Genomic DNA, 21,580 nt, shown 5'->3' with positions numbered 1-21,580 from the left:
ATGTGTGTACATACCAAGGCCGGCCCGAGAGAGACGCATCCCGGCAGAGCGGCGATAGCAGGAAACCACCGACGTTTTATGCTAGAAGTTTTTCAAGTACTTAAACGTTGTCCTGGCACGGGAGACGTGACCCACACGAGAACCCCAGCAGACCGGACACATCGATACTGCGCTGAGATGGGCCGGAAAGTCGCATCGGCTTCGATGGAAAACTGAGCGGGCCACAACCGACGACAATATCATCGGGGGATCGGTGGCGGGGGGACGGAGACCGGGGACAGTGTCTTGGACCATGCCGCGGTACACTCGGGGAGACGACTCCAAACGAGACGTTCTTGCATCGAGGGACCGAACGGAATCTGTGACCATTGCAGAGCTACCGACCGGGTGGGAGGTCTGGAGCGAGGAGCCGACCAGACTCGTCGTCGTGTACCGACCCGACATTTTCGACACCGAGGCGTTTCCTGCCCCGTGTCTGCCGACGCTGTACGTGACAAAAGGATCACGAGACCGCCGTCCCGGTCGCCCGGATCCCGACGCTGACGATCCGTGGTACGTGACGCTCTATCTCGAACCCGAGGTGGAGGGAGCCAGAGAAGTCTACGACGATCGCGAGGGGGCGCTCTCCGGTGCACGCGAGCTCGCGAAGGCGTTCGACGCCGGCGATCTGGACTATCGCTCGTGGTATCAGGTGCCCCGATCGGCGTACCTCGATCGTCTCGACGAACTTACGGGCCGAGGGACTTAATCGGCGTGCCGGCGTAAGTCGCCGTAATGGCTCAGATCACGCTTCTCGGAACCCGTCTCGCCGAACCCGACACGGAATTTGTGTATCAGGGAGAATCACCCGCCTGCGACGGCTGTCCCTACCGTGAGCAGTGTCTCAATCTCGACATCGGCCGACGGTACCGGGTCACGTCAATCCGCGAGGGGGCCAACACCCTCGAATGTGCCGTCCACGACGACGGCGTCACCGCCGTCGAGGTTGAACCGGCACCGATCCAGGCGAACGTCCCGAAGCAAAGTGCCTACGCCGGCAGTAAGGTTGAACTCGACGGCCCCTGTCCCCACGAGGAGTGTCCGAGCCACGGCCTCTGTGAGCCGGCGGGGGCCGACTTCGAGACGACCTACCGGATCGACAGCGTGATCGGCGATCCACCACACGAGTACTGCATGCTGGATCGCGATCTCACACAGGTCGAACTCGCACCCCCCGAGTCGGAGTGACGCCCGTGGATGTAATCGCTCACGGCGGGGCCGGTTCACCGCCGGACGACCCGTCCTCACGCCAGGCCGTTCTCGACAATGCCGCCGCACGCGGACTCGACGCGGCGACCCCGCTCGACGCTGTCGTCGCGACCATCAACGTCCTCGAATCCGACCCCGCGTTCAACGCCGGCGTCGGGAGCGCAGTCCAGAGCGACGGGGACATTCGGACCGACGCGGGACTGATGACCGACGACGGCGAGGTCGGCGCGGCCTGTGCGATGACGGGCGTCGAACACGCCGTCGACGTTGCCCGCGCCGTCCTCGAAGAGACGCCCCACGTCCTCCTGGCCGGGGAGCCGGCCAGGGACTTCGCTTTCGCCCACGGGATCGAGACGGACAGCAACCTCTGGACGGAACGGACACGAAATCGCTGGCAGGACGCCTCACCAGGGGAGTCAGTCAGCGACCACCTCGCGTGGCTCGCCGACCACTTCGGGGGCCACGACACCGTCGGCGCGGTCGCAACCGACGGCGAACGAATCGCCGCCGGGACGTCGACTGGCGGGCGGTGGGGCGCACTCGCCGGCCGTGTCGGTGACGTGCCACAGATCGGCGCGGGTTTCTATACGTCTTCGGCGGGCGGCGCGAGCGCGACCGGGGCCGGCGAGGACATCGCCCGCGAGGCGCTTGCGCGGGCCGCAGTCGAACGCCTTGAATCAGGGGGCTCCCCGCAAACCGCAGCCCGGGAAGCGATCGAATCGTTCGAGGAACGTGCCGTGGGCACCGCGGGCGTCATCGTCCTGGCTGAGGATGGAACCGCCGGCAGTGCGTACAACAGTGACGCGATGCAGACAGCGACGGCGCGGCGGTGATCGAAGCCGGACCGCGGAGGTAAAACTGCAGATATTTCAAGAAATCCCGGAGTGATGACGACGATTGCGTTTCTGTTTCCGGTGAAAAACCCCATAATAAATCTCCTGAGCGGATAATACCGACACGTTCGTAACGCTAATATCAGTGACGCCGGATCGATCTGTCATGCAACGGCTGACCGGGAGACGGGTCAGGTGGGAGCCGGAATGATCGACCAGCGGATCGTCGAGAAAGCCGAAACGCTCGCGAAGATGGCGCCGGACGACTCAGTGACTGCGGAAGTACTGGCTGGCCGGGAAGGGCAGTTCTCGACGACGACACCGCTCGCCGCACCGCCGGTGACATACCTCCAAGACACGGAAGCCCCGGCGTACGTTCTGACGAACAAGAAGCGAGGGATCGGACTCGGATCGAAGCGAAACACGACGTCACCGACGGGCGAGCGCCGGACAGTTATCCTGGTAACTGGGCGGCGAACGCTATGTCTGGTCGGGGGAGAATCCGACGACGAAGTGATCGAGATCCCCCACGAGTCAGTTGCCAAAGCCGCCTACAGCACAGGCCTGCGTGCCAATCGGATCGCCCTCCGGACGCCTCGTCAGCAGTATCACTGCTGGATTCACCGAAAAACGACGGAAGCGCTGCTGGATGCGACGACCGAGTTCATCGAGGAGCGACAGCCCGAGGACCCGGAGCCGACCGACGGCGACGACGCGAGCCGGGTCATGTACCGCGGGCGGCCTGTAAACCGCGACCAGTTGACCGGGAGTTCCGGAGAGTCGGACAGCGATCGCACCGTGACCTATCGCGGAAAGCCGGTCGAGGATTCCTGATCGGCGAGTCCTACCCCTCGACCAGGTCGAGCACGTCGTCGAAAAAGGACAGCGAGTCGTTGGGTCCCGGGTTCGCTTCGGGGTGGTACTGGCGCGTGATGATCCCCAGGTCGTCGTTCTCTAAGCCCTCCGGCGTGTCGTCGTTGACGTTGATCTGGGTCACTTCGAGCGTGTCGCCGGGTTCGGCGACCGTATAGCCGTGGTTCTGGGTCGTCATCACGACCTGGTCGGTCCGGAGGTCCCGGACGGGCTGGTTGACGCCGCGGTGGCCGAACTCCATCTTCTCGGTCTCGCCACCCAGCGCGTTGGCGACGACCTGCTGGCCGAGACAGATACCAGCCAGCGGCGTTTCACCGACGTACTCGTCGACGAGATCGGCCGCCGCTTCGAAGTTCTCGGGGTCGCCCGGCCCGTTCGAGATAAACAGGAGGTCGGGATCGAGCTCTTCGACCTCGGCAGGCGTCGTATCGTAGGGCAGGACGTGGACGACCGCGCCGCGTTCGACCAGTGATTCCTGGATCGAACCCTTCGCACCACAGTCGATCAGCGCGACGTCGGGGCCGTCGCCGTCGGCGTTGTACACCGTCGGCTCGCTCACACTGACCTGGCTCCCGATGTCCGCGTGATCGCTCATGTGCTTGCACTGGCGGAGTTCGGCCAGTGCGTCCTCTTCGGTGACGTCCTCGCCGGCCGCGATGCCACATTTCATCGCGCCCTCGTCCCGGATCTCCGTGACGAGTTCGCGCGTGTCGATATGATCGACGGCGGGCCGCCCTTCTGCCTGGAGCCACTCGGCGACGTCGTCGGTCAACTCACGCGCGACGACGCCCTTCGGGTGGACGTGATCGGACTCGAAGCGTTCCTCCCGGACGCCGTAGTTACCGATCAGCGGGTACGAGAAGGTGAGGATCTGCTCCTCGTAGGAGGGATCCGTCAGGCTCTCCTCGTAGCCGGTGTAGGCAGTCGTAAAGACGAGTTCGCCGCGGGTCGTTCCCGGTGCGCGAGCACGCGCTTGAACGACGCGCTCACCTTCCAGGGCCACATAGGCGTCTGTCATTACGAGATCCGTATGAAAGGTCGGCAGATAAGCGTTGCTTTCGAAGCAGAGTTACGAAATTCGTAATTCTCAAGTACCGACCCGCGGTAGCCACACATCTCGATGGACGACCTCGACCGCAAGATCCTGAGCATCCTCCGGCGGGACGCCCGCACGCCCTACACGGAGATCGCCGACGAGGTGGGTACCTCCGAGGGGACGGTCCGCAACCGCGTCGAACGCCTGACCGAGGAGGGTGTCATCGAACGGTTCACGATCGCGACTCGGACGGGTAATGTCAAGGCGATGATCGAGATCGCCGTCGACGTCGACGTCGACCACAACGCCTTGGCGGACGACTTCGTCGAGTGGGCCGAGGTCGACTTCGTCTGGGAGGTCAGCGGCGAGGAAGACGTCGTGTTGATCGTCGACTGTGCCGACACCGGAGAGGTGAACGACCTGATCACGCGGGCCCGGGAGCGGGAGGAAGTCATGGGGACGAAGACGCGGTTGATCCTTGAGGAGCGAGTGGGGTAGTGAGCGGCTGTCGGAGATGTCGAGGATCCGTCGACGCAGGAATGCGTTCTGGAATGAGTTCCTAGGGGCGGAAGCGAAGACTGTTTGAACCAGCCTTCCTACGTGGTAGCTAATGAGTACGGACGCTGATTCGACGGTGGCACACGAGAACGCGGGCGAGGACGTCATCGCGGTCGACGGTGAGGACAATCCGGAGGGTCTCGTCAACCGACTCGACGCCCATACCGGCGAGGGGATTCGCCACCGGGCGTTCACGGCGTTGCTGTTCGACACCGAGGGCAACATCTTACTCGCCCAACGCTCACCCGAGAAACGACTCTGGGACACCTACTGGGACGGGACCGTCGCCTCCCATCCCGTCCAGGGGCAGACACAGGTCGAGGCGACCCGCCAGCGGTTAGAGGAAGAGCTCGGCGTCACGCCCGACCAGTACGACAGTCTGGAGGTGACCGACCGGTTCGAGTACAAGCGCTACTACATGGACGAGGGCCTCGAATACGAGGTCTGCTCGGTGTTGCAGGCGACGCTGACGGACCGATCACTCGACCCCGATCCCGCGGAAGTCGCCGGCCTGATGTGGGTCCCATACGACCGCCTCTACGAGAACCCGCGCTGGTACCGCCAACTCCGGTTGTGTCCGTGGTTCGAGATCGCAATGCGCCGGGATCTCGACTAAGCGCATCGTCAGTATCCGGATCCAGGTTCGAATTACAGCCCTGACCGGTATCTGATTTTCTTTTCCAAACGTGCGCCGGCGAACCAGGCGTGGAATGATAGTCGCAACCCCGAAAAACCACCAGCACATACGTCGGTGTATGCCACAGACCTTGACCGTCACCGGCATGAGCTGTGAACACTGTGAACAGACCGTCCAAGAAGCGCTCGAGGCCGTCGACGGCGTGGCGAGCGCGACGGCCGATCACGAGTCCGAACAGGCCACCGTCGACGGCGACGCCGACCCGGATACACTCATCGAAGCGGTCGAAGACGCCGGTTACGAAGCCAAAGCCTAACGCTCCGTGGCGGCGCGGTCGGAATCCCCGTCCCGTGGTAACCGGACGACGACAGTCGTCCCGTCGTCAGTCGTCTCGAAGCGGATCGTCCCGCCGACAGTCCGGACGATCCAGGCGACCAGCCAGAGTCCGATGCCGCTGCTGTGTGCGAGCGGTGTCTCGCGTCCCCGCTCGATCACCGTTCGCTCCTGCTCACCGATGCCGGGGCCGTCGTCGGCGATCCGCACCGTTACGCCGGTCGCGTCGGAGTCGACACCGACTGTAACCGTGGGATCACCGTCGTTGTGCTCGATCGCGTTGGACAGCAATTCCTCGAAGGCGAGGCCGATAGACGCGCCGCTGTTGACCCGTAAGCCGCTCGCCTCGTCGGGGTCGAACTGAATCGTTGCCGGGGGATGTGCTTCCCGTACCGTGCCGATCGCATCACGGAGTGTGAGCGTAAGGTCAACGGATTGAGGGCCAGCGGCGTCGAAAGCACGCGTGAGCGTCCCGACCTTGTCGCTGCGTTCGGTGACAGTATCGATGGTGTCGAAGATCCGGTCGAGATGGCGATCAACGGCCGGATCGTCGGCGGCTTCGGCAAGTAACTCGGCGTGACCACGGATCACGTTCATTTCGTTGCGCAGGTTGTGACGCAACAGTCGATTGAGCACGTCGAGTTGCTGTTCTCGGCGCGTCCGGTCGGTCACGTCCCGGAGGCTGAGAATTCTCGTCTCCGAATCGCCAAACGGCCGCTCGATAAGCGACTGTTGGACGTCGAACTTTCGGACGGAGCCGTCAAGATTGACCGCCTCGACGCGATGGTACTCGGTGGCGTCGTCCGGAAGGGGCTCCGTGAGTGACGGGGCGACTGTCGCAAGTTGCTGTCCGATCACGTCATCAGCCGTCGTCTCAAGCGCCTGGAGTGCCGACTGATTACAATCGACGACGACGCCCCGTGTATCGACGATGAAGACTAGGTCCTCGAGTTCGGCCAGGATTTCGTCCCGGCCGTGCTCGCGCGTGCCGGCCGTGACAGCGAGCAACTGTCGGCGCAGGATCGCGCCCGTGATGATCGTCCCGGTTGCAACAAAGGCGACGCCCGTCGGATCGATCCCCGGTGGCGTGAACTGAAACAGGAACGCCGCGTTGGCGATAAGTGGGACGGTGATCGCGGCGAGCAGTGACGTACTTTGGGACCGAAAGAGCTGATCGGTCCGCATCGATAGCCTGACGAGCAGGAAGGCACCGAGGGCAACCAGCAGATACGAGTAACTCACGTGGCCCCAAAAGGCGATGCCCCTGTTCGCGACCACCCCAGAGCCACCAACAGTGAAGACGAGATCCCGCGACTGCCAGACCAATTTGTGGACGCCGTTCGTCCAGACCATCGCAATAAAGACGATCGGTTCGACCAAGAGCGCGATCAGATGGTTGCATGTGATATGCCGGTCGTTGCCGGTATACTCGACCGTCAGCAGCAGCCAGGCCAGAGGGATGATCGTCGAGATCGACAGCCGAAACTTGGCCCAAAACACTGTGCTACCCAAGCCGTTGGCCGCCAGGCTGAGCCCTTCGGTGAACGACCACATCGCGGCAGCGAGCAACAGCAGGCCGAGTGGCCCAACACCGGGAGTATCCCGATGCAAGAGCGCGTACATCGCAACGCCGGTGCCGAGTATCCCGGCAAACAGGACCAGTGCCAGATAGATAACCGCCATTACACTCGGACCATCATCGGGGCGAACAAAAGGATTGGCGACCGATCGGCGTCATCATGAGCGCCGGGATCGAAGCGCCGTCCAGACCCCGACCAGTCCCAGCCCGATCGCCGGCACGAGTGGTACGACCAGATACGCATCCCTGAGAGTGAACCCGAGGGCTTCGACGACCCCCTGCGCCGACGGCAAAACGATCAACGACCACGGAATCACGACCAGCGCGATCGCCAGTGCGACGACGATGAGCCAGCCCTCGCGTGCGGACGTTGTCTCGCTCTCCGATCGGCTCGAGGGGTTACCCATGCCCAGCGAGTCGGGGTGGGCTGGACAAAAACCTCGGGGTTGGGGCATCGAATCGAGGACGGAAAGATCCGAGCCGTGCCGGCGTGGGCCTCCACCGGGTTTTTGAGGCAGGGCGACCCGTCCCCACCATGGTCGATTTCCAGTCACGTGACACCACTCGTGGCTCGCTGACCGACGACGAACCGGACGAGTCATCGACAGCCGACGAGCAGGCAGCGGACACTGCTGACGCGAGGGACATCCAAGAGACGGACGAGACCGAAGTCGAACTCGGCGTGGCGATCGTCGCCATCGGCGAAAATGGCGACTCCGAAAGCAGCGACTCGGCGAGTGACGCGGTCGCGGGCTCGATCGAGCGTGCCGGTTGGACCGTCGTCGCCCACGAGACAGCTGACAGTACCTACGACGCCGTCCAGGGGACCGTCGATCGGACCCTCGGCAGGCGAGCAGTCTCGGCAGTCGTGACCGTCGGCAGCGCCGGCATCGGTCCATCGGATGTCACAGTCGAAGCGATCGAGCCCCTACTCGATACGTCGATGCCGGGGTTTGGCGAACTATTTCGAGTGCAGTACTTCGACCGCGCTGGACCGAACGTCGTCGGAATGCGACCCACAGCGGGTGTCAGCGACGAGACGCCCGTGTTCTGTCTCCCCGGCGACGCGGACGCGGCGCGCTTTGCCGTCGAAACCATCCTCGCGGACACGCTCGACTCACTCGTCGCCCAAGCCACTGACCCGTAGGCGCGCGGTCAGTCACCGCGCGCCGGCCCTGCGGGACACATCAAGCGTGTCGCTGACGACGGACGCTTGGTCAAAACGATTCCGCCTCGCCGCCGAACGTGTCCGAATCCATGGCCGTCCCGCCGCGGTCGTCGTAGTACTTCCGGCCGATGAATCCGTCTTCGAGACCGCCCAAAAGCGTCGTATAGAGCCCATCTGCCGAGTGGTAGGCTGTTTCGTTCGTTCGATCTAAGATACTCCGAATCGTGACAACGTCGCCGACCGGCGACGTCAACTCCACGTCACCTAACTGCTCGACAACCGTGTCGTGGTCGGCCGGGAACTCAAACGTCTGTTCGAACAACTGTCTCGTTTCTGAGTGGCGCATCTGTATGGGCGTACAAGTTCATCATGAAAAAAGATTATGAATGGGACGACTTTCACGACCGGGCTGTCGAGACGAGTGACACACAGAGCCGGTGTGAGTTCGGCCGATTAGTTGGCACCCGCATCGAACTCCGCGGCGACGGCGTCAGCGTCGAGCAACGACGGATCCACGACGAGATCCGCCTGTCGGGTGGCGAAGTCAGGCAGCGACCCCTCGGCGTACACCACAACCCGTATCTCGGGGTTGTGGTCCTTGGCGACGGCGATCGAGGTGGCCTGTGCCATCTCGGTCAGCACGTACGCGTCCATCTCCTCGATACCGGCGGCTTCCAGTGACTCACCATCGGCGACATCGACGGCCGTGACCTCGTGACCTTCGGCGCTGATCGCCTCGCCGATCCCGCCTTCGTCGGCTCCAGCAACAATTACCCGCATCACTCGTATTCGATGGTCGCGGGCGGTTTGTGAGTTACGTCGTAAACGACCCGCGAGACGGTGTCGTTCTCGCCGGTGATGCGACTCTGGATGCGCTGGAGCGTCTCCCAGTCGATCTCCTGGGCGCGGGCGGTCATCCCGTCCCGGGATTCCACGGATCGGACGGCGACGACCCACCCGTGAACGCGGTTGTCCCCCTTCACGCCGGTGGCCTTGCCGATGACCGCCGCCAGGGCCTGCCAGGGCTCGTATTCTTCGAGTTCCTCCTCGACGACGTGGTTGGCCTCCCGAGCAACTTCGAGTTTCTCCGCGGTGACTTCGCCGATGATCCGAACCGCGAGGCCGGGGCCGGGGAACGGCATCCGTTCTGAGATGATCTCCTCGAGATCGAGTTCCCGGGCGACCTCCCGGACCTCGTCCTTGTAGAGGTCCCGCATAGGTTCGACGATCCCGTCGAAGTCGACGACGTCGGGCAGTCCGCCGACGTTGTGATGGGATTTGATCGTCCCCTCGCTCTCGATGCGGTCGGGATAGATCGTCCCCTGGACGAGGTAGTCGGCCTCGACCTCGCGGGCGACCGTCTCGAACTCCCGGATGAACTGCTCGCCGATCGCGTGGCGTTTCTCCTCAGGGTCGGTCACGCCTTCGAGTTCGTCGAGAAAGCGGTCCGTGGCGTCGACGATCCGGAGACTGTCCATGTACTCGAAGGTCTCGCGGATCTGTTCGGTCTCGCCCTTGCGCATCAAACCGGTGTCGACGTAGACGGGCGTCAGTTGATCGCCGATCGCGTCGTAGGCAAGCGCAGCAGCCGTCGAGGAGTCGACGCCACCCGAGAGGGCGATGACGGCGTTGTCGTCACCGATCGCCTCGGCTATCTCGGCTTTCGCCTCCGGGATGAACGTCTCGACGTCGACCATTAGTGCTCGACCTCCTTCGGTTCGTCCGATTCAGAACTGTTCAACACGGCCTCGACGAGGCCGACGAACGGTGGCGAGGCGCGCGTGGGTCGCGACCGGAACTCGGGATGGAACTGCGTGCCGATGAAGTACGGATGGCTGTCCGGATCGAGTTCCAGGATCTCCATCCGACGGTTCGAGACGCCCGAGAACGTCATCCCGGCGGCCTCGATGTCGTCGATGTACTCTGGGTTGACCTCGTAGCGGTGCCGATGGCGTTCCCGACACGTCGTGTCGTCGTAAAGTTCGTGCGCCAGCGTTCCGGGTTCGATCTCGGTGTCCTGTGCCCCCAGTCGCATCGTCCCGCCCATGTCCTCGACGCCCTCCTGTTCAGGGAGGATGTCAATGACCGGATGGGGCGTCTCGGGCTCCATCTCCGCCGAGTGTGCCCCATCGAGGTCCAGCACGTTCCGGGCGTACTCGACGACGGCCATCTGGAAGCCGAGACAGAGTCCGAGGAAGGGCACGTCGTTCTCGCGTGCGTACCGGGTCGCCTCGATCTTGCCCTCGGTTCCCCGGGAACCGAATCCGCCGGGGACGACGACGGCGTCGACGTCGTCGAGTTGGCCGTCGTGGCCCTCGGCGAGGTCCTCGGAGTGGATCCAGGTCGTCTCGACCTCGACGTTCGTTTCGAGGCCGGCGTGTTTCAACGCCTCGTGAATCGAGATGTAGGCGTCTTCCAGGCCGTACTTCCCGACGAGTGCGACGTTGATCGATCCGGTCGTGTCCTGAGTGACGAGGTCGCGCCATTCGTTCCTGCGCTCGCTCGCGGGAAGCGCCTCGTCCGCGAGTCCGAGTTCGTCCATCACGTACTGATCGAGGCCCTCGTCCTGCACGACCAGTGGCACTTTATAAATGTCCGCGACGTCGGGGTTCGAGAAGACGGCCTCGGTCGGGACGTCACAGAACAGCGCGATCTTCTCCTTGACGTCGGGGTCGAGTCTGTCCTCACACCGACCAACCAGGATGTCCGGCTGGAGGCCGATCGATCGGAGTTCCTTGACGCTGTGTTGGGTCGGCTTGGTCTTCTGTTCGCCGTTCTTCGAGTAGGGGACGAGCGTGACGTGCGTAAAGAGAATGTCGTCCTCGTCTTCCTCGTGGGCGAACTGCCGGAGCGCCTCGAGGTAGGGCATCCCCTCGATGTCGCCGACAGTGCCACCGACCTCGATGATGCAGACGTCGCTGCCTTCGGCGACCTCGCGGATCCGGCGCTTGATGTCGTCGGTGATGTGCGGGATGATCTGGACCGTCCGGCCGAGGTAATCGCCGGCGCGTTCCTTCTCGATGACCTCGCGGTAGACCTTTCCAGTGGTGACGTTGTGATCGGAGGTCATGTCGATGTCGAGGAAGCGTTCGTAGTTCCCAAGATCGAGGTCAACCTCGCCGCCGTCCTTGAGGACGTACACTTCGCCGTGCTGGTAGGGGTTCATCGTCCCGGCGTCGACGTTGAGATACGGGTCGATCTTGACCGCGGTCACGTCGAAGCCGGCGTTGGCGAGCAGGCGGCCGGTGCTCGCGGCGGTGATCCCCTTCCCCAGTCCGGACATCACGCCGCCAGTGACGAAAATGAACTTCCGACCCAGTTCCGGGTCGTAGTCGGTTGCAGGCTCGTTCGGCATACCGACGGTGGGCGGGCGCGAACCTAAACCGTTTCGGGACCGATTCGGAATCGCTCGTTTATCTCACTCGATGATCTCGTACTCGTAACCGAGGCGGCCGTTGAGATCTTCAAGCGCGTCCAGAACCGTTGCAACCTCCGCTGTCGCGATCGAAACTCGCATCGGTGAGATGTCCGCTTCACGACCGAACGCGCGCCGAAGTCCACGGACCACGCGGGACCCGCCTGTGGGAAGGTCCCACTGGAAGACAATCTCCGATCGCTCGGGTTCGGACTTGACCCGGCGTAGTCGTTCGAGGCTGATCGAGCGCCACTGATCCTCGTTTCGGCGTTCCCGAAGCGCGTCCCAGGTCAGTTCGTAGCGGTAGCCGTCCGTATGCCAGGATGCGAGTGGGCCATGGGGGACGATCGCTGTTCCCGGGATGTCACTGAGTTCCCGGTGAAGTGTCCGGAGATACGCCTCGACCGCCTCGGCGTTGATCTCCCGGATATGCGTCTCGTGTGGGACGGATCGATAGAGCCACGAATCGTCGGTCACGACGGCGAGTTCCGCGAGTCCGAACAGCCGATCCAGCCAGACAGCCGTGTCCGATTCCGGGAGTGAAAGTGCGGTGGTGACGATATCTGCGTCGGCAGGGAGTTCGGCACGGTATTCGGGAGTGGCGTTTTCGAGAACGCGGTCGTCCTCGACCCCAGGGAGCGTCTCTCGAAGATGTGCGAGCCGATCCGCGTTCAGCGTGTCGTCGATACAGAGGTGGATGGCGGTGGCTTGCCGCATGGACACGTTGATGACGCGATTCTCGACGGCGAGACCGCCTGCAGGGTCAGCATCGTCGATGGCATCACGCTCGCGGACGACGAGTTGATGAGTTGGTTCCTGCGTGCCGAACGGTTCAGCGAGGCCCATCGTTTGGAATGCCGGCGGACACCAAATTTAATTTTCGCCCGTGTTCGTGGGTCACCACCCCCATAAAAGAAATTAAGGCCGGAGCCACCAACGGAGACATATGGGAATCCTCTCACGCGCCTCCTACGTCATCCGCTCGAAGGTCAATTCGCTGCTCAACCGGGCGGAGAACCCCTCGGAGTCGCTGGATTACTCCTACGAACAGCTCCGGGACGAACTCCAGGACGTCAAACAGGGGATCGCCGACCTGACGACCCAGAAAAAGCGCCTGGAAATCCAGAAGCGCCGCCTCGAGGAGAACGTCGAGAAACACAACGACCAGGCCCGTGAGGCGGTCGAGCAGGGGCGAGACGACCTCGCCCGCCGCGCGCTGGAGAAGAAAAAGCAGAAGATGAACCAGATCGAGGACCTGGAGACCCAGATCGCCGACCTCCAGGGCCAACAGGATCGATTGATCGAGCAGAAAAACGAACTCCAGAGCCAGGTCGAGCAGTTCCGGACGAAAAAGGAGACGATGAAAGCTCGGTATCAGGCGGCCGAAGCCTCCTCACGCGTCTCGGAAGCTATGACGGGCGCTGGTGATCAGTTCGAGGACGTCGGGCGAGCGATCGAGCGAGCCCAGGAGCAGACCGAAGAGATGGAAGCCCGCTCGGCCGCGATGGACGAACTTCGCGATACGGGGGCGATCGAGGACGCTATTGGCGATCAAGATCAACTCGACCGCGAGCTCGAAGAAGTCCGGACCTCGGGGGCAGTCGACGCCGAGCTAGAGACGCTGAAATCCGAGGTCGGAGACGAGTCCGGCGACGAGGATGCCGAGGCAGACACGGAAGCTGACACAGCCGACGTCGACCTCGGCGACGTCGAGGATGCGGCCGTCGAAGAAGAGTTGGAGACACTCAAAGACGAGGAGAACTGATTCGCCAAGGCCGTTGTCCGCCGACAGAAATCGTTCAGGGTGTTGGTTCCCCGGTCGATCAGGCCCGATAGGTGTCGATCCCCAGCAGGTCGTTGAGGACACATTGCTGGAGCGCACCGGTTACCACGAGAATCAGGCCAACGACAGCCAGAACTGCTGACCCGATCATCGTGGTGATCGGTCCGATCTCGTAGGTGAACTGTTCGGCGAACCCTGCAAGTGCGACAGCGAGCAACACGATCCCGACCACGAGCCGGACGATACGGTCCATGCCACCGACGTTCTTTTGCATTCGGACCACTCCGGAAAATGAGTTCTCGGCCCCGTTACTTATATTTTGGTACTTGTTGTCAAGTGTCGTTGATTGCTGTCGTCGACGAGCGTATTCGATCGGATGCGCTGGGATGCACATCCGCTCCCAGTCGTGTGACCGCATTCGGCACCCTTTTTACCGGCCGCCGGAACGGTTTTGCTATGAAACTACTGTTCGTCCACTCGGACCACCTGGAGTTCGAGACGACCGATAAAGCGGGTCCCGACGGCCTCGCCGAGACCGAAGGGGTCCCGATGGAAGGCCGCATGGAGGACTGTGTGACGGTATTCATCACCGTCGAGAGCGACGACGAGGCGGACCTCGATGGCGTCGTCGAAAACGCCCTGACGGAGCTCGAAGACGTCGCCGGCCAGCTCAACACCAACGATGTCGTCCTCTATCCCTACGCTCACCTCAGCGAGGATCTCGCCGGCCCTGACGCCGCAAAAGAAGTCATGCAACGACTCGAAGCGGAGATGGAGTCGGCCGGCTACGAGATTCTCCGGGCACCATTCGGCTGGTACAAGGCCTTCGAGGTCTCGTGTAAGGGCCACCCGCTCTCGGAACTGTCCCGCCACGTCGCCGCTCACCGAGACGAAGACGATGACGAAGCCGAATCCGAAGGAGAGCCCGACCGCGAACCCAGCGAGTGGAAGGTCATGACGCCCGACGGAGACGTAACGAACGCCGTCGATGCCAAAGAGTCGGTTGGCGAGGATCTCGTCGCCTTCATCGAAGACGAGGTCGAGGGGATCACCAGCAACGAGGGCGAGCAGCCACCCCACGTCGATCTCATGCAGGAGAAGGGACTAGTCGGCTACGACGATCTGAGCGACGTCGGAAACCTCCGGTGGTACCCCCGCGGCAAACTCGTCCGGGACGCCCTCATGGAGTACGTCAACGACCTCGTCGTCGACTACGGCGGGATGCCGGTCGAGACGCCGATCATGTACGACCTCGGCGCGCGATCGATCGACGAGCACGCCGGGAAGTTCGGCGAGCGCCAGTACCGCTTCGAATCGGGCGATCGCCGGATGATGCTGCGGTTTGCGGCCTGTTTCGGCCAGTTCTCGATCATGCGGGACATGCACATTTCGGTCAACGATCTCCCACTGCGGATCTACGAGATGTCGACCTATTCCTTCCGCCGCGAGCAGAAGGGGGAGGTGACCGGCCTCAAGCGCCTGCGCGCCTTTACGATGCCGGACATGCACACCGCCACGGAGAGCATGGAGCAAGCCCGCGAGGAACTCCGCAAGCAGGCCGAACTCGCGCTCCAGACCTCCGAGGACCTCGACCTCAACTACGAACCGGCAATCCGGATGACTCGTGAGTTCTACGAGGACAACGAGGCGTGGGTCGAAGACGTGGTCGCGGAACTCGGCAAGCCCTCGCTCATCGAGATCATCCCCGAACGCCACCACTACTGGTCGGCCAAGATCGACTTCGCCGCGATCGACGGTCTGGGCCGCCCGATCGAGAACCCCACGGTTCAGATCGACGTCGAGAGCGCCGAGCGCTTCGACATCGAGTACACCGATGGCACCGACAGCCACCACCCCCCGATCCTCCACTACTCGCCTTCCGGCGGCATCGAACGTGTGCTGGCTGCCCTGCTTGAGGACACTGCCTCGATGGACACCCCCCAGTTGCCGACGTGGCTCTCGCCGACCCAGGTCCGGTTCATTCCGGTCAATCCTGATTCGCATTTGGACTACTGCGAAGGATTGGTCGACGAACTCGAAGACGCTGACGTACGGGCGGACATCGACGACCGCGACGAGTCCGTCGGCAAGCGTATCGCCAAAGCCGAGACTGACTGGGTGCCCTACTACGTCGTCGTCGGCGATCGAGAGATCGAGGGCGAGACGATCGGCGTCAACGTGCGCGCAGACGACGACGAGATCGACATGACGCCCGCGGACCTCCGCGAGGCGGTCCTCGACGACGTCGACGGCCTCCCCCAGAAAAGCCGGTATCTGCCCCGGCACGTCAGCAACCACCCGAACTTCACCGGACGGTAACACAGAAACGGGGGTTGCCCGGCACCGTGTGTCACCCTGGCACATACAACTATTTGCCTGGCGATTCAATTTTCGGACGGAGCATGTACGAGACCATCCTCGCACCGACGGACGGCAGCAGCGGCACGGCCAAGACGCTCGACCACGCGATCTCGATCGCCGGTGACAACGACGCGACGATCCACGGGCTATACGTCCTCGACCGCCGAATGTACCTCGCTGCGGAAGACGATGCCCAGGACGAAGTCATGGAGTCCCTCGAGAGCGACGGCGAGAAGGCCCTGGCTCGCCTCCGTGAACAGGTCGAGGATGCGGGCGTCACCGTCGAAACGGAACTCCAGGAGGGGATCCCACACCGTGGTATCCTCTCATACGCCGAAGACATCGGGGCTGACCTGATCGTCATGGGGACCCACGGTCGGACCGGTCGGGACCGACTTGCCAACCTGGGAAGCGTCACCCAGCGAGTCATCGAGAACGCCGACGTGCCGGTGTTCGTCGTCAATATCGAGAACTGAGCACGCTGTCGACGTTATCAGCCCGCGCTTAGGCCAGTTCCAGCCCGCGGATCGAGACGCCCTCCTCGCCGTCGACGACGCGGCCGATGATCCGTCCGTCCTCGGTCGCCTCGACGACGTTCATCGCGTCGGCGGGATCGAAGGTTGCGACGAACCCCGTCCCCATGTTGAACGTGCGGTGCATCTCCTCGTCGCTGACCGCACCCATCGTCTGGACGAACTCGAAGATCGGTTGAGCGTCGAACGGTTCCTCTATTTCGTAGTGGAAGGGGCCCATGCGGGTGAGGTTGCGCCACCCACCGCCCGTGACGTGGGCTGCCGCATGCGCGCCGTGTTCGCGAAGCGGATCGAGCAGGTCGGTGTAGATCCGCGTCGGCGCGAGGAGTTCCTCGCCGATCGTCTTCGAGGGATCCGGCGGGAACGGGTCGTCGTACTCGTGATCGCGCGTGACAGCCTCCCGGGCGAGCGTCAGACCGTTCGAATGGATGCCACTGGAGGGCCACCCGACGATGGCGTCACCCGCCTCGGCCTCCCCGGAAAAGAGGCCGTCTTTAGGAGCCAGTCCGGCCGCGGTGCCGGCGATGTCGAGGCCATCGATGACGTCCGGCATGACCGCGGTTTCGCCGCCGATCAGCGCGATATCTGCGAGTTCAGCCCCGATCTGAAGCCCCTCGCCGAGCTGGCCGGTCGTCGTGCTGTCGGGCGCTTCGATGGCGAGATAGTCGACGAACGCGACGGGTTCGATGCCCGCCGCGACCAGGTCGTTGACGTTCATCGCGATGCAGTCGATGCCGACCGTCGAGTAGTCATCCAGGGCCTCGGCGACGAGCAGTTTCGTCCCGACGCCGTCGGTCGCCAGCGCGAGGTATCGATCGCCGATGTCGACGAGTCCGGCGAAGTCGCCGGCGAACTCGCCCGCCGCGTCGAGCAGCGCGTCGGTCGCCGCTTCGCTCTCGTCGATATCGACGCCGGAGTCCGCGTACGTAAGTCCCTCGTCAGGTTCGTCAGTCGCGTCCGACGACGACCCTTCGTCGCCGTCGTCCGCCTCGTGTTCGGCCATACCCGAGTGGCCGTCCGGTGAGGTCAAAAGCCCACCGCTCCGCTCGCCTGGTTCGAGGCCTCCCCGCTCGCCGTTCCGAGGTCTCTCCGGTCGACCGGAGGGAGACCTCGCTCTTCTCAAAAGAACTCCCGAAGAAACACCCGCTCAGGCGGGAACAACTCGGCGAGCGTCCCGCGCGCGTCCGACTCCGCCGAGAGGTTGCCGACCGTCGCGAGGGATTCGACCGATCGCGCGCCGACGACGAGCCGCGACAGGGACCCGACATCGAGGGTTGCATCGGGTGAACCGTCGGGTGTCGATCGACAGTGACCCTCGCCACCCTCGACGACCAGCCGATACGTTCGGTCGTTGTCTTCGAGAAGGGGATCGCGAACTGAAAGCGTGACATCCCCCTCGACATCGTCGGGATACGGAACCGCTTGGAGTGCCGTCGTGACGTCGGTGAGACGAACCATCGGCCCCGGTCGGAGTTCGGCGTCGGCGGCCTGAGGATCTCCGAGAACGTCGAATAGCGCCGAATCATCTGGGCGGTCGAGGGTCACGCGGTCGACCTGTGAATCGTGATCGCCGAGAAATCCAAGCAGTGACCGGAAGGCTTCGTGATCGCGCGCGCCGAGATAGTTGACATCGAGTTTGCGGTCGCCGTCCTGTTCGATATCGTAGATGACGTATCCAGCGGGCGTCTCGTCCCGGTAATAGGCGTAGGCATGACGCCGATCCTCACCCCACTTGTGGAAGATCCGGCGTCGCCACCACTGCTCGCTGCGACGCATCGACAGCGTCTCCCCGCGGCCACAGGCCAGGTGGCATTTCCGGAGATCCCGCCAGTCGTCCGGATCGACAGGCCGGAATTGACCACCTTCCGTTGAGAAATCGGTCAGCGTTTCCGGCGTGATTTCGTATCGCGTGATCTCGTTTGCGCTCGCCCAGCCGAACTGCCGGTAGAACGCCGTCGAAAACGGCCACAGTGCGACGAGCGGGATATCGTCGTCGAACGTCCGGAGTGATTCCCGGAGCAGCCGCCGAACGTTGCCCGCACGGCGACGCTCCGGCGGCGTCGCGACGGCTCCGAGTCCACCCAGGTCGATCCAGGACCCCCGTACTCGCGTCTCGAAGGTGTAGTGGATGCAGATGCTCGCCAGATCCCCGCCATCGAAGAGCCCATATCGGGTGCCCAGCGGCGGGTCGACGTCATCGCTGTCTTCCTGTGGGAGCGGCCCATCCTCCGGATGGAAGGCGTACTGCCGAACCCGGTCAAACGCCGTCATCTCCGCCGGGGAAATCGGGCGAAACTCGCACATGATCGAGGATCTCGCCCGGGGAAAAAGAGCGTATCGTTCAGAAGCCCAGGCCGAACAACCCGACGATCGCGAGCGCGATCGACGGGACCGCGACAGCGAGGTAAACACCACGGTTCCACTTGAGAACGGTGCGTCCATCGAGCGGGCCGTAGGGGATCATGTTGAACCCGGCCAGCAGGAGATTGATGGTGACGCCGAAGGAGGCGACTGACGCGAGTCCCGGACCGGCAAGGAGGGCGAACGGCGCAAAGCAACTCGCCAACGCCAGGTTCGTCACCGGGCCAGCCAGCGCGATGAGTCCGGACTCCCGGAGCGTGAGCCGGCCGCGGTGGACGACCGCGCCCGGGGCGGCGAAGAGAAAGCCCGCCATCGCCGAGACGAGTGCGAGAAACAACATGCCGTAATCGGCCTGGAAGGCCGCGACCTGACCGTATCGAATCGCGACCACCTTGTGGGCGAGTTCGTGAAGCATGAACCCGACGCCGACCGTCAGAAGGCTCGTCACGAGGGATTCGCCGAAGGCCGCGATCACGACCGACGGGTCGGGGGCGTAGGACCACCTATCGAGCAGTCCCGGGTTCAAAAACAGCGTAAAGGCGACGCTCAAGATGAGCCACGCGGCGAGAAGATCGAACAGCTCTTTCCGGGAAAACCGAATCGAACGCAGTCCACTCATCCGAGGAGGTTCCAGAGCATTTCGGCCCCGTTCTGCGCACCCATTATCAGGAGTTCGGCGACCTCGGCGACACCGCCGACCTCGTTGGACATGAGTGGCAGGATCGTGCTCGCAAACAGCATGCTCGCGATGAAGCTCCCGATGTTCGTGAGTGCGACGATCAGGATGAGTCTGAATAGCGGCACTTCCCGCATCCGGGCGACTAATTCGGGAATCGGTAGCTCTTGATCGTCGAGCAACTCGTTGAGACGGCTGATGTCCGAGACGTTGACATCGAGATAGCGCAACTCGACGTAGCCGGCGAACCAGCCCGGGGCGAGCAGCGGGTTGACGCTCGTCAGCCAGGCGACCGCACCGCCGACGCCCGCACTGCTCCAGTGTGCGCCGGCTACCTTTGCCAGTGCAGCCGCGATGACGCCGTTGACGAGGAACCACGCTGCGAACAGTCTGAGCAACCATCCCTGTTCAGCCCCACCAAGCAACAGCAGGACGAAGAACGCGGCGAAGCCGAGCGTGAACAGATACCCAAGGATCTTGTACAGCGAAAACCGCCGACCGGAGATCGTGCCGGTGAGTGAGTCCATCGGCGGAAGTTCCGCGGGACGATCGAGATACCCCTGAATCCCGGCGCGGTGGCCGGCCCCAACCACGGCGACGACGTGATAGCCCTCCTCGCGCAGGCCGACGAGCTGGTGGGCGATGTAGGCGTCGCGTTCGTCGATCAATGCTTCGGCACCGCCCGGCGAGAACCGCCGAAACTCCTCCATCATCGCGGAGACGACATCCGTGTCAGTTAACTGCTCGATGTCGAACTCCTCGGGGTCCTCGTCCTCGTCGAAGCCCGAAAACGCGGCCACCAGCGGCAGGGCGATCACCGTTCCGACGGCTCCAGCCAAGAGGAATACATCAAGGACTGACGCGTATGGCACAGTGAGTCCGAGTATCCCGAGAATGGAGAACCCGAGTGCAGACCCGAGTATGCCGGCGAACATCCCGACCATCAGTCCGATCGTCCAGGCCGCCGTCCACGGACCGGCAATCCCGACGAGCATGCCGAAAAACAGTTTCGCCTTCTCGACGCCCGTCAGGCGCTTCCAGAACCGCTGGATCGTCGTCTGAATGTCCCGGTCAACCAGGGCGACGTCGATTCCCTCGGCCTCGGCGGTTTCGACACCGGCCATCATGTCCGCGCCGGGCGTCACGTCGAAACGGTCGCCGAGACGCGCCTGGACGTACGAAAGCATCCAGTACGCCAGGAACTGAAAGACCGTATTGCCCTGCAAGAGGTCGCTCGCCTCGATGTCGTCGGGCGACTCGCCTTTGAGTTGGCGAAAGCGTCCCTCGTCGAGTTCGACGGCGACGACGTCGGGTTGTTCGTCCTCGATCGTCCGCTCGACGCGCTCGGCACTCTCCGCCGAGACGTGTGCCGTCCCGACGAGTTGTATCGACCCCTCGCCACCGGTCTCAGACGGTTCCGGTGGGTCGACCGTGTCGCTCATTGTATAGGTTACACCACGGGGCATCCTTACGATTGTCGGGACGCGCCTGCGGGGGCTGTCCTGCAGATCATGCCGACGGCGGGACGTACCGTGCCGACACCACCAGCGTCTCCCGACGCTCGTCCGCGGTGTCGATCGCGAAGCCGTGTTCGCGGAGATGCTCGGCGACCGTCGCCGCGTCGTATCGTTCGGCAAGCGGCGGGCCGCGATCGCCAGTCCCGTCGGCTGACCAGTCGGCGATCGCGACCCGGCCACCCGGTTCGATCGCCCGGGCGAGTTCATCAAGTGCCCGTTCGCTCACGAATTCGTGGTAGGTCATCGTCGAGTACGCGGCCGAGACGGCGTCCGTATCGACCGGCAACCCGTCGATGCTGGCAGTGACCCGGTGGACGTTGCCCGGGCGGCCGAACGCCTCGAAGGCGGCGTGCATGGCGGGTTGAATGTCGATCGCCAGCACCGCATCGACGTGGGCGGCGACCGACCGGGTATAAAACCCGGTCCCGCTGCCGAGGTCGACGACGCAGTCGGTCTCTTCGAAGTCGAACAGTCCCAGCAGTTCGTCGACCGAGAGGTACGCGTACCGAGAGTCGTCTTCCAGCGCGTCCGCCCGGTCGGCGTCGAACGTGTGATGGCCCATACGGCCCCTTTGCCCCGTGGACGCAAAAGCTGACGGCCGGCGGTTGCTATGCCACCCGGAACCCATCATTTCGGCCAGTACCGGCAGATCTCTCCGCGACTATGTGA

The 21,580-nt window shown here is 63.4% G+C and carries 25 protein-coding genes; 11 read left to right on the top strand and 14 right to left on the bottom strand.

The genetic code is table 11. The features are described 5' to 3' along the window. The first annotated feature begins 361 nt into the window (after positions 1 to 361). The 4 genes from HBNXHr_RS05785 to HBNXHr_RS05770 all read left to right on the top strand — a co-directional run bounded on the left by HBNXHr_RS05785 (position 362) and on the right by HBNXHr_RS05770 (position 2,915). Positions 362 to 748, top strand: coding sequence for a DUF5820 family protein (locus HBNXHr_RS05785; protein ID WP_275883507.1), 387 nt, complete (start codon positions 362 to 364; stop codon positions 746 to 748). A 26-nt stretch (positions 749 to 774) separates the two neighbouring features. Beyond that, entirely contained in the window at positions 775 to 1,227 is a 453-nt protein-coding gene (locus HBNXHr_RS05780; protein WP_275740322.1) for a UPF0179 family protein, read from the top strand. A 5-nt stretch (positions 1,228 to 1,232) separates the two neighbouring features. Beyond that, entirely contained in the window at positions 1,233 to 2,081 is an 849-nt protein-coding gene (locus tag HBNXHr_RS05775; protein WP_275883506.1) for an isoaspartyl peptidase/L-asparaginase, read from the top strand. A 207-nt stretch (positions 2,082 to 2,288) separates the two neighbouring features. Next, on the top strand, positions 2,289 to 2,915 hold the full coding sequence (locus HBNXHr_RS05770; protein WP_275883505.1) for a hypothetical protein: 627 nt from the start codon (positions 2,289 to 2,291) through the stop codon (positions 2,913 to 2,915). Between the two features lie 10 nt (positions 2,916 to 2,925). Here HBNXHr_RS05770 and carA read toward each other — a convergent pair whose 3' ends face one another. Then, entirely contained in the window at positions 2,926 to 3,972 is a 1,047-nt protein-coding gene (carA, locus tag HBNXHr_RS05765; RefSeq protein WP_275740317.1) for a glutamine-hydrolyzing carbamoyl-phosphate synthase small subunit, read from the bottom strand. A gap of 102 nt (positions 3,973 to 4,074) precedes the next feature. Here carA and HBNXHr_RS05760 point away from each other — a divergent pair, with 102 nt between their 5' ends. From HBNXHr_RS05760 to HBNXHr_RS05750, 3 genes are all read left to right on the top strand, one after another. Further along, positions 4,075 to 4,488: an Lrp/AsnC family transcriptional regulator gene (locus HBNXHr_RS05760; RefSeq protein ID WP_275740316.1), complete on the top strand. Its 414-nt coding sequence runs from the start codon at positions 4,075 to 4,077 to the stop codon at positions 4,486 to 4,488. A gap of 112 nt (positions 4,489 to 4,600) precedes the next feature. After that, positions 4,601 to 5,164, top strand: a complete 564-nt coding sequence (locus HBNXHr_RS05755; RefSeq protein WP_275740312.1) for an NUDIX domain-containing protein — start codon at positions 4,601 to 4,603, stop codon at positions 5,162 to 5,164. 139 nt (positions 5,165 to 5,303) lie between these two features. After that, positions 5,304 to 5,501, top strand: coding sequence for a heavy metal-associated domain-containing protein (locus HBNXHr_RS05750; RefSeq protein ID WP_275883504.1), 198 nt, complete (start codon positions 5,304 to 5,306; stop codon positions 5,499 to 5,501). Here HBNXHr_RS05750 and HBNXHr_RS05745 read toward each other — a convergent pair. Continuing rightward, the gene (locus HBNXHr_RS05745; protein ID WP_275883503.1) at positions 5,498 to 7,201 is read right to left on the bottom strand and encodes a histidine kinase N-terminal 7TM domain-containing protein; all 1,704 of its coding nucleotides are present in this window, start codon (positions 7,199 to 7,201) and stop codon (positions 5,498 to 5,500) included. The two genes, HBNXHr_RS05750 and HBNXHr_RS05745, sit on opposite strands and share 4 nt — an antisense overlap. Before the next feature lie 54 nt (positions 7,202 to 7,255). Next, a complete protein-coding gene (locus HBNXHr_RS05740; protein WP_275740306.1) occupies positions 7,256 to 7,504 on the bottom strand; it encodes a hypothetical protein in 249 nt (82 codons plus the stop codon). 128 nt (positions 7,505 to 7,632) lie between these two features. Here HBNXHr_RS05740 and HBNXHr_RS05735 point away from each other — a divergent pair, with 128 nt between their 5' ends. Continuing rightward, the gene (locus HBNXHr_RS05735; protein ID WP_275883502.1) at positions 7,633 to 8,244 is read left to right on the top strand and encodes a molybdopterin-binding protein; all 612 of its coding nucleotides are present in this window, start codon (positions 7,633 to 7,635) and stop codon (positions 8,242 to 8,244) included. A 70-nt stretch (positions 8,245 to 8,314) separates the two neighbouring features. Here HBNXHr_RS05735 and HBNXHr_RS05730 read toward each other — a convergent pair whose 3' ends face one another. The 5 genes from HBNXHr_RS05730 to HBNXHr_RS05710 form a co-directional block, all read right to left on the bottom strand. Next, on the bottom strand, positions 8,315 to 8,611 hold the full coding sequence (locus tag HBNXHr_RS05730; RefSeq protein WP_275740302.1) for a hypothetical protein: 297 nt from the start codon (positions 8,609 to 8,611) through the stop codon (positions 8,315 to 8,317). Positions 8,612 to 8,718: 107 nt separating this feature from the next. Next, on the bottom strand, positions 8,719 to 9,045 hold the full coding sequence (locus HBNXHr_RS05725) for an NAD-binding protein (RefSeq protein WP_275883501.1): 327 nt from the start codon (positions 9,043 to 9,045) through the stop codon (positions 8,719 to 8,721). Further along, on the bottom strand, positions 9,045 to 9,962 hold the full coding sequence (gene guaA / locus HBNXHr_RS05720) for a glutamine-hydrolyzing GMP synthase (protein WP_275883500.1): 918 nt from the start codon (positions 9,960 to 9,962) through the stop codon (positions 9,045 to 9,047). The genes HBNXHr_RS05725 and guaA overlap by 1 nt, the downstream gene beginning before the upstream one ends. After that, complete coding sequence (locus HBNXHr_RS05715; RefSeq protein ID WP_275883499.1) at positions 9,962 to 11,620, bottom strand: CTP synthase; 1,659 nt, start codon at positions 11,618 to 11,620, stop codon at positions 9,962 to 9,964. The genes guaA and HBNXHr_RS05715 overlap by 1 nt, the downstream gene beginning before the upstream one ends. A gap of 63 nt (positions 11,621 to 11,683) precedes the next feature. Continuing rightward, the gene (locus HBNXHr_RS05710) at positions 11,684 to 12,526 is read right to left on the bottom strand and encodes a hypothetical protein (protein WP_275883498.1); all 843 of its coding nucleotides are present in this window, start codon (positions 12,524 to 12,526) and stop codon (positions 11,684 to 11,686) included. Between the two features lie 100 nt (positions 12,527 to 12,626). Between HBNXHr_RS05710 and HBNXHr_RS05705 the strand changes: the two genes are divergently transcribed. Then, the gene (locus tag HBNXHr_RS05705) at positions 12,627 to 13,445 is read left to right on the top strand and encodes a PspA/IM30 family protein (RefSeq protein ID WP_275883497.1); all 819 of its coding nucleotides are present in this window, start codon (positions 12,627 to 12,629) and stop codon (positions 13,443 to 13,445) included. Positions 13,446 to 13,503: 58 nt separating this feature from the next. On the opposite strand, the gene HBNXHr_RS05700 is transcribed toward HBNXHr_RS05705, so the two are convergent. Further along, positions 13,504 to 13,737, bottom strand: a complete 234-nt coding sequence (locus HBNXHr_RS05700; protein WP_275883496.1) for a DUF2892 domain-containing protein — start codon at positions 13,735 to 13,737, stop codon at positions 13,504 to 13,506. Positions 13,738 to 13,919: 182 nt separating this feature from the next. Here HBNXHr_RS05700 and HBNXHr_RS05695 point away from each other — a divergent pair, with 182 nt between their 5' ends. Beyond that, on the top strand, positions 13,920 to 15,782 hold the full coding sequence (locus tag HBNXHr_RS05695) for a threonine--tRNA ligase (RefSeq protein ID WP_275883495.1): 1,863 nt from the start codon (positions 13,920 to 13,922) through the stop codon (positions 15,780 to 15,782). An 83-nt stretch (positions 15,783 to 15,865) separates the two neighbouring features. Continuing rightward, positions 15,866 to 16,300 carry a universal stress protein gene (locus tag HBNXHr_RS05690; protein WP_275740288.1) on the top strand — a complete coding sequence of 145 codons (435 nt, stop codon included), beginning with the start codon at positions 15,866 to 15,868 and terminating at the stop codon, positions 16,298 to 16,300. 28 nt (positions 16,301 to 16,328) lie between these two features. On the opposite strand, the gene purM is transcribed toward HBNXHr_RS05690, so the two are convergent. From purM to HBNXHr_RS05665, 5 genes are all read right to left on the bottom strand, one after another. Beyond that, positions 16,329 to 17,360 carry a phosphoribosylformylglycinamidine cyclo-ligase gene (purM, locus tag HBNXHr_RS05685; protein ID WP_275740286.1) on the bottom strand — a complete coding sequence of 344 codons (1,032 nt, stop codon included), beginning with the start codon at positions 17,358 to 17,360 and terminating at the stop codon, positions 16,329 to 16,331. A 116-nt stretch (positions 17,361 to 17,476) separates the two neighbouring features. After that, a complete protein-coding gene (locus HBNXHr_RS05680) occupies positions 17,477 to 18,661 on the bottom strand; it encodes a GNAT family N-acetyltransferase (protein ID WP_275883494.1) in 1,185 nt (394 codons plus the stop codon). A gap of 37 nt (positions 18,662 to 18,698) precedes the next feature. Continuing rightward, complete coding sequence (locus HBNXHr_RS05675; RefSeq protein WP_275740282.1) at positions 18,699 to 19,337, bottom strand: metalloprotease; 639 nt, start codon at positions 19,335 to 19,337, stop codon at positions 18,699 to 18,701. Further along, on the bottom strand, positions 19,334 to 20,836 hold the full coding sequence (locus HBNXHr_RS05670) for a TraB/GumN family protein (RefSeq protein WP_275883493.1): 1,503 nt from the start codon (positions 20,834 to 20,836) through the stop codon (positions 19,334 to 19,336). Before HBNXHr_RS05670 ends, HBNXHr_RS05675 begins: the two co-directional genes overlap by 4 nt. 67 nt (positions 20,837 to 20,903) lie before the next feature. Beyond that, positions 20,904 to 21,473 carry a methyltransferase domain-containing protein gene (locus tag HBNXHr_RS05665; RefSeq protein WP_275883492.1) on the bottom strand — a complete coding sequence of 190 codons (570 nt, stop codon included), beginning with the start codon at positions 21,471 to 21,473 and terminating at the stop codon, positions 20,904 to 20,906. Between the last annotated feature and the right edge of the window lie 107 nt (positions 21,474 to 21,580).

Source organism: Halorhabdus sp. BNX81 (assembly GCF_029229925.1).
Classification (GTDB): Archaea; Halobacteriota; Halobacteria; order Halobacteriales; family Haloarculaceae; genus Halorhabdus.
The sequence above is the reverse complement of the archived record's forward strand: the minus strand, read 5'-3'. Positions and strand labels throughout refer to the sequence as shown.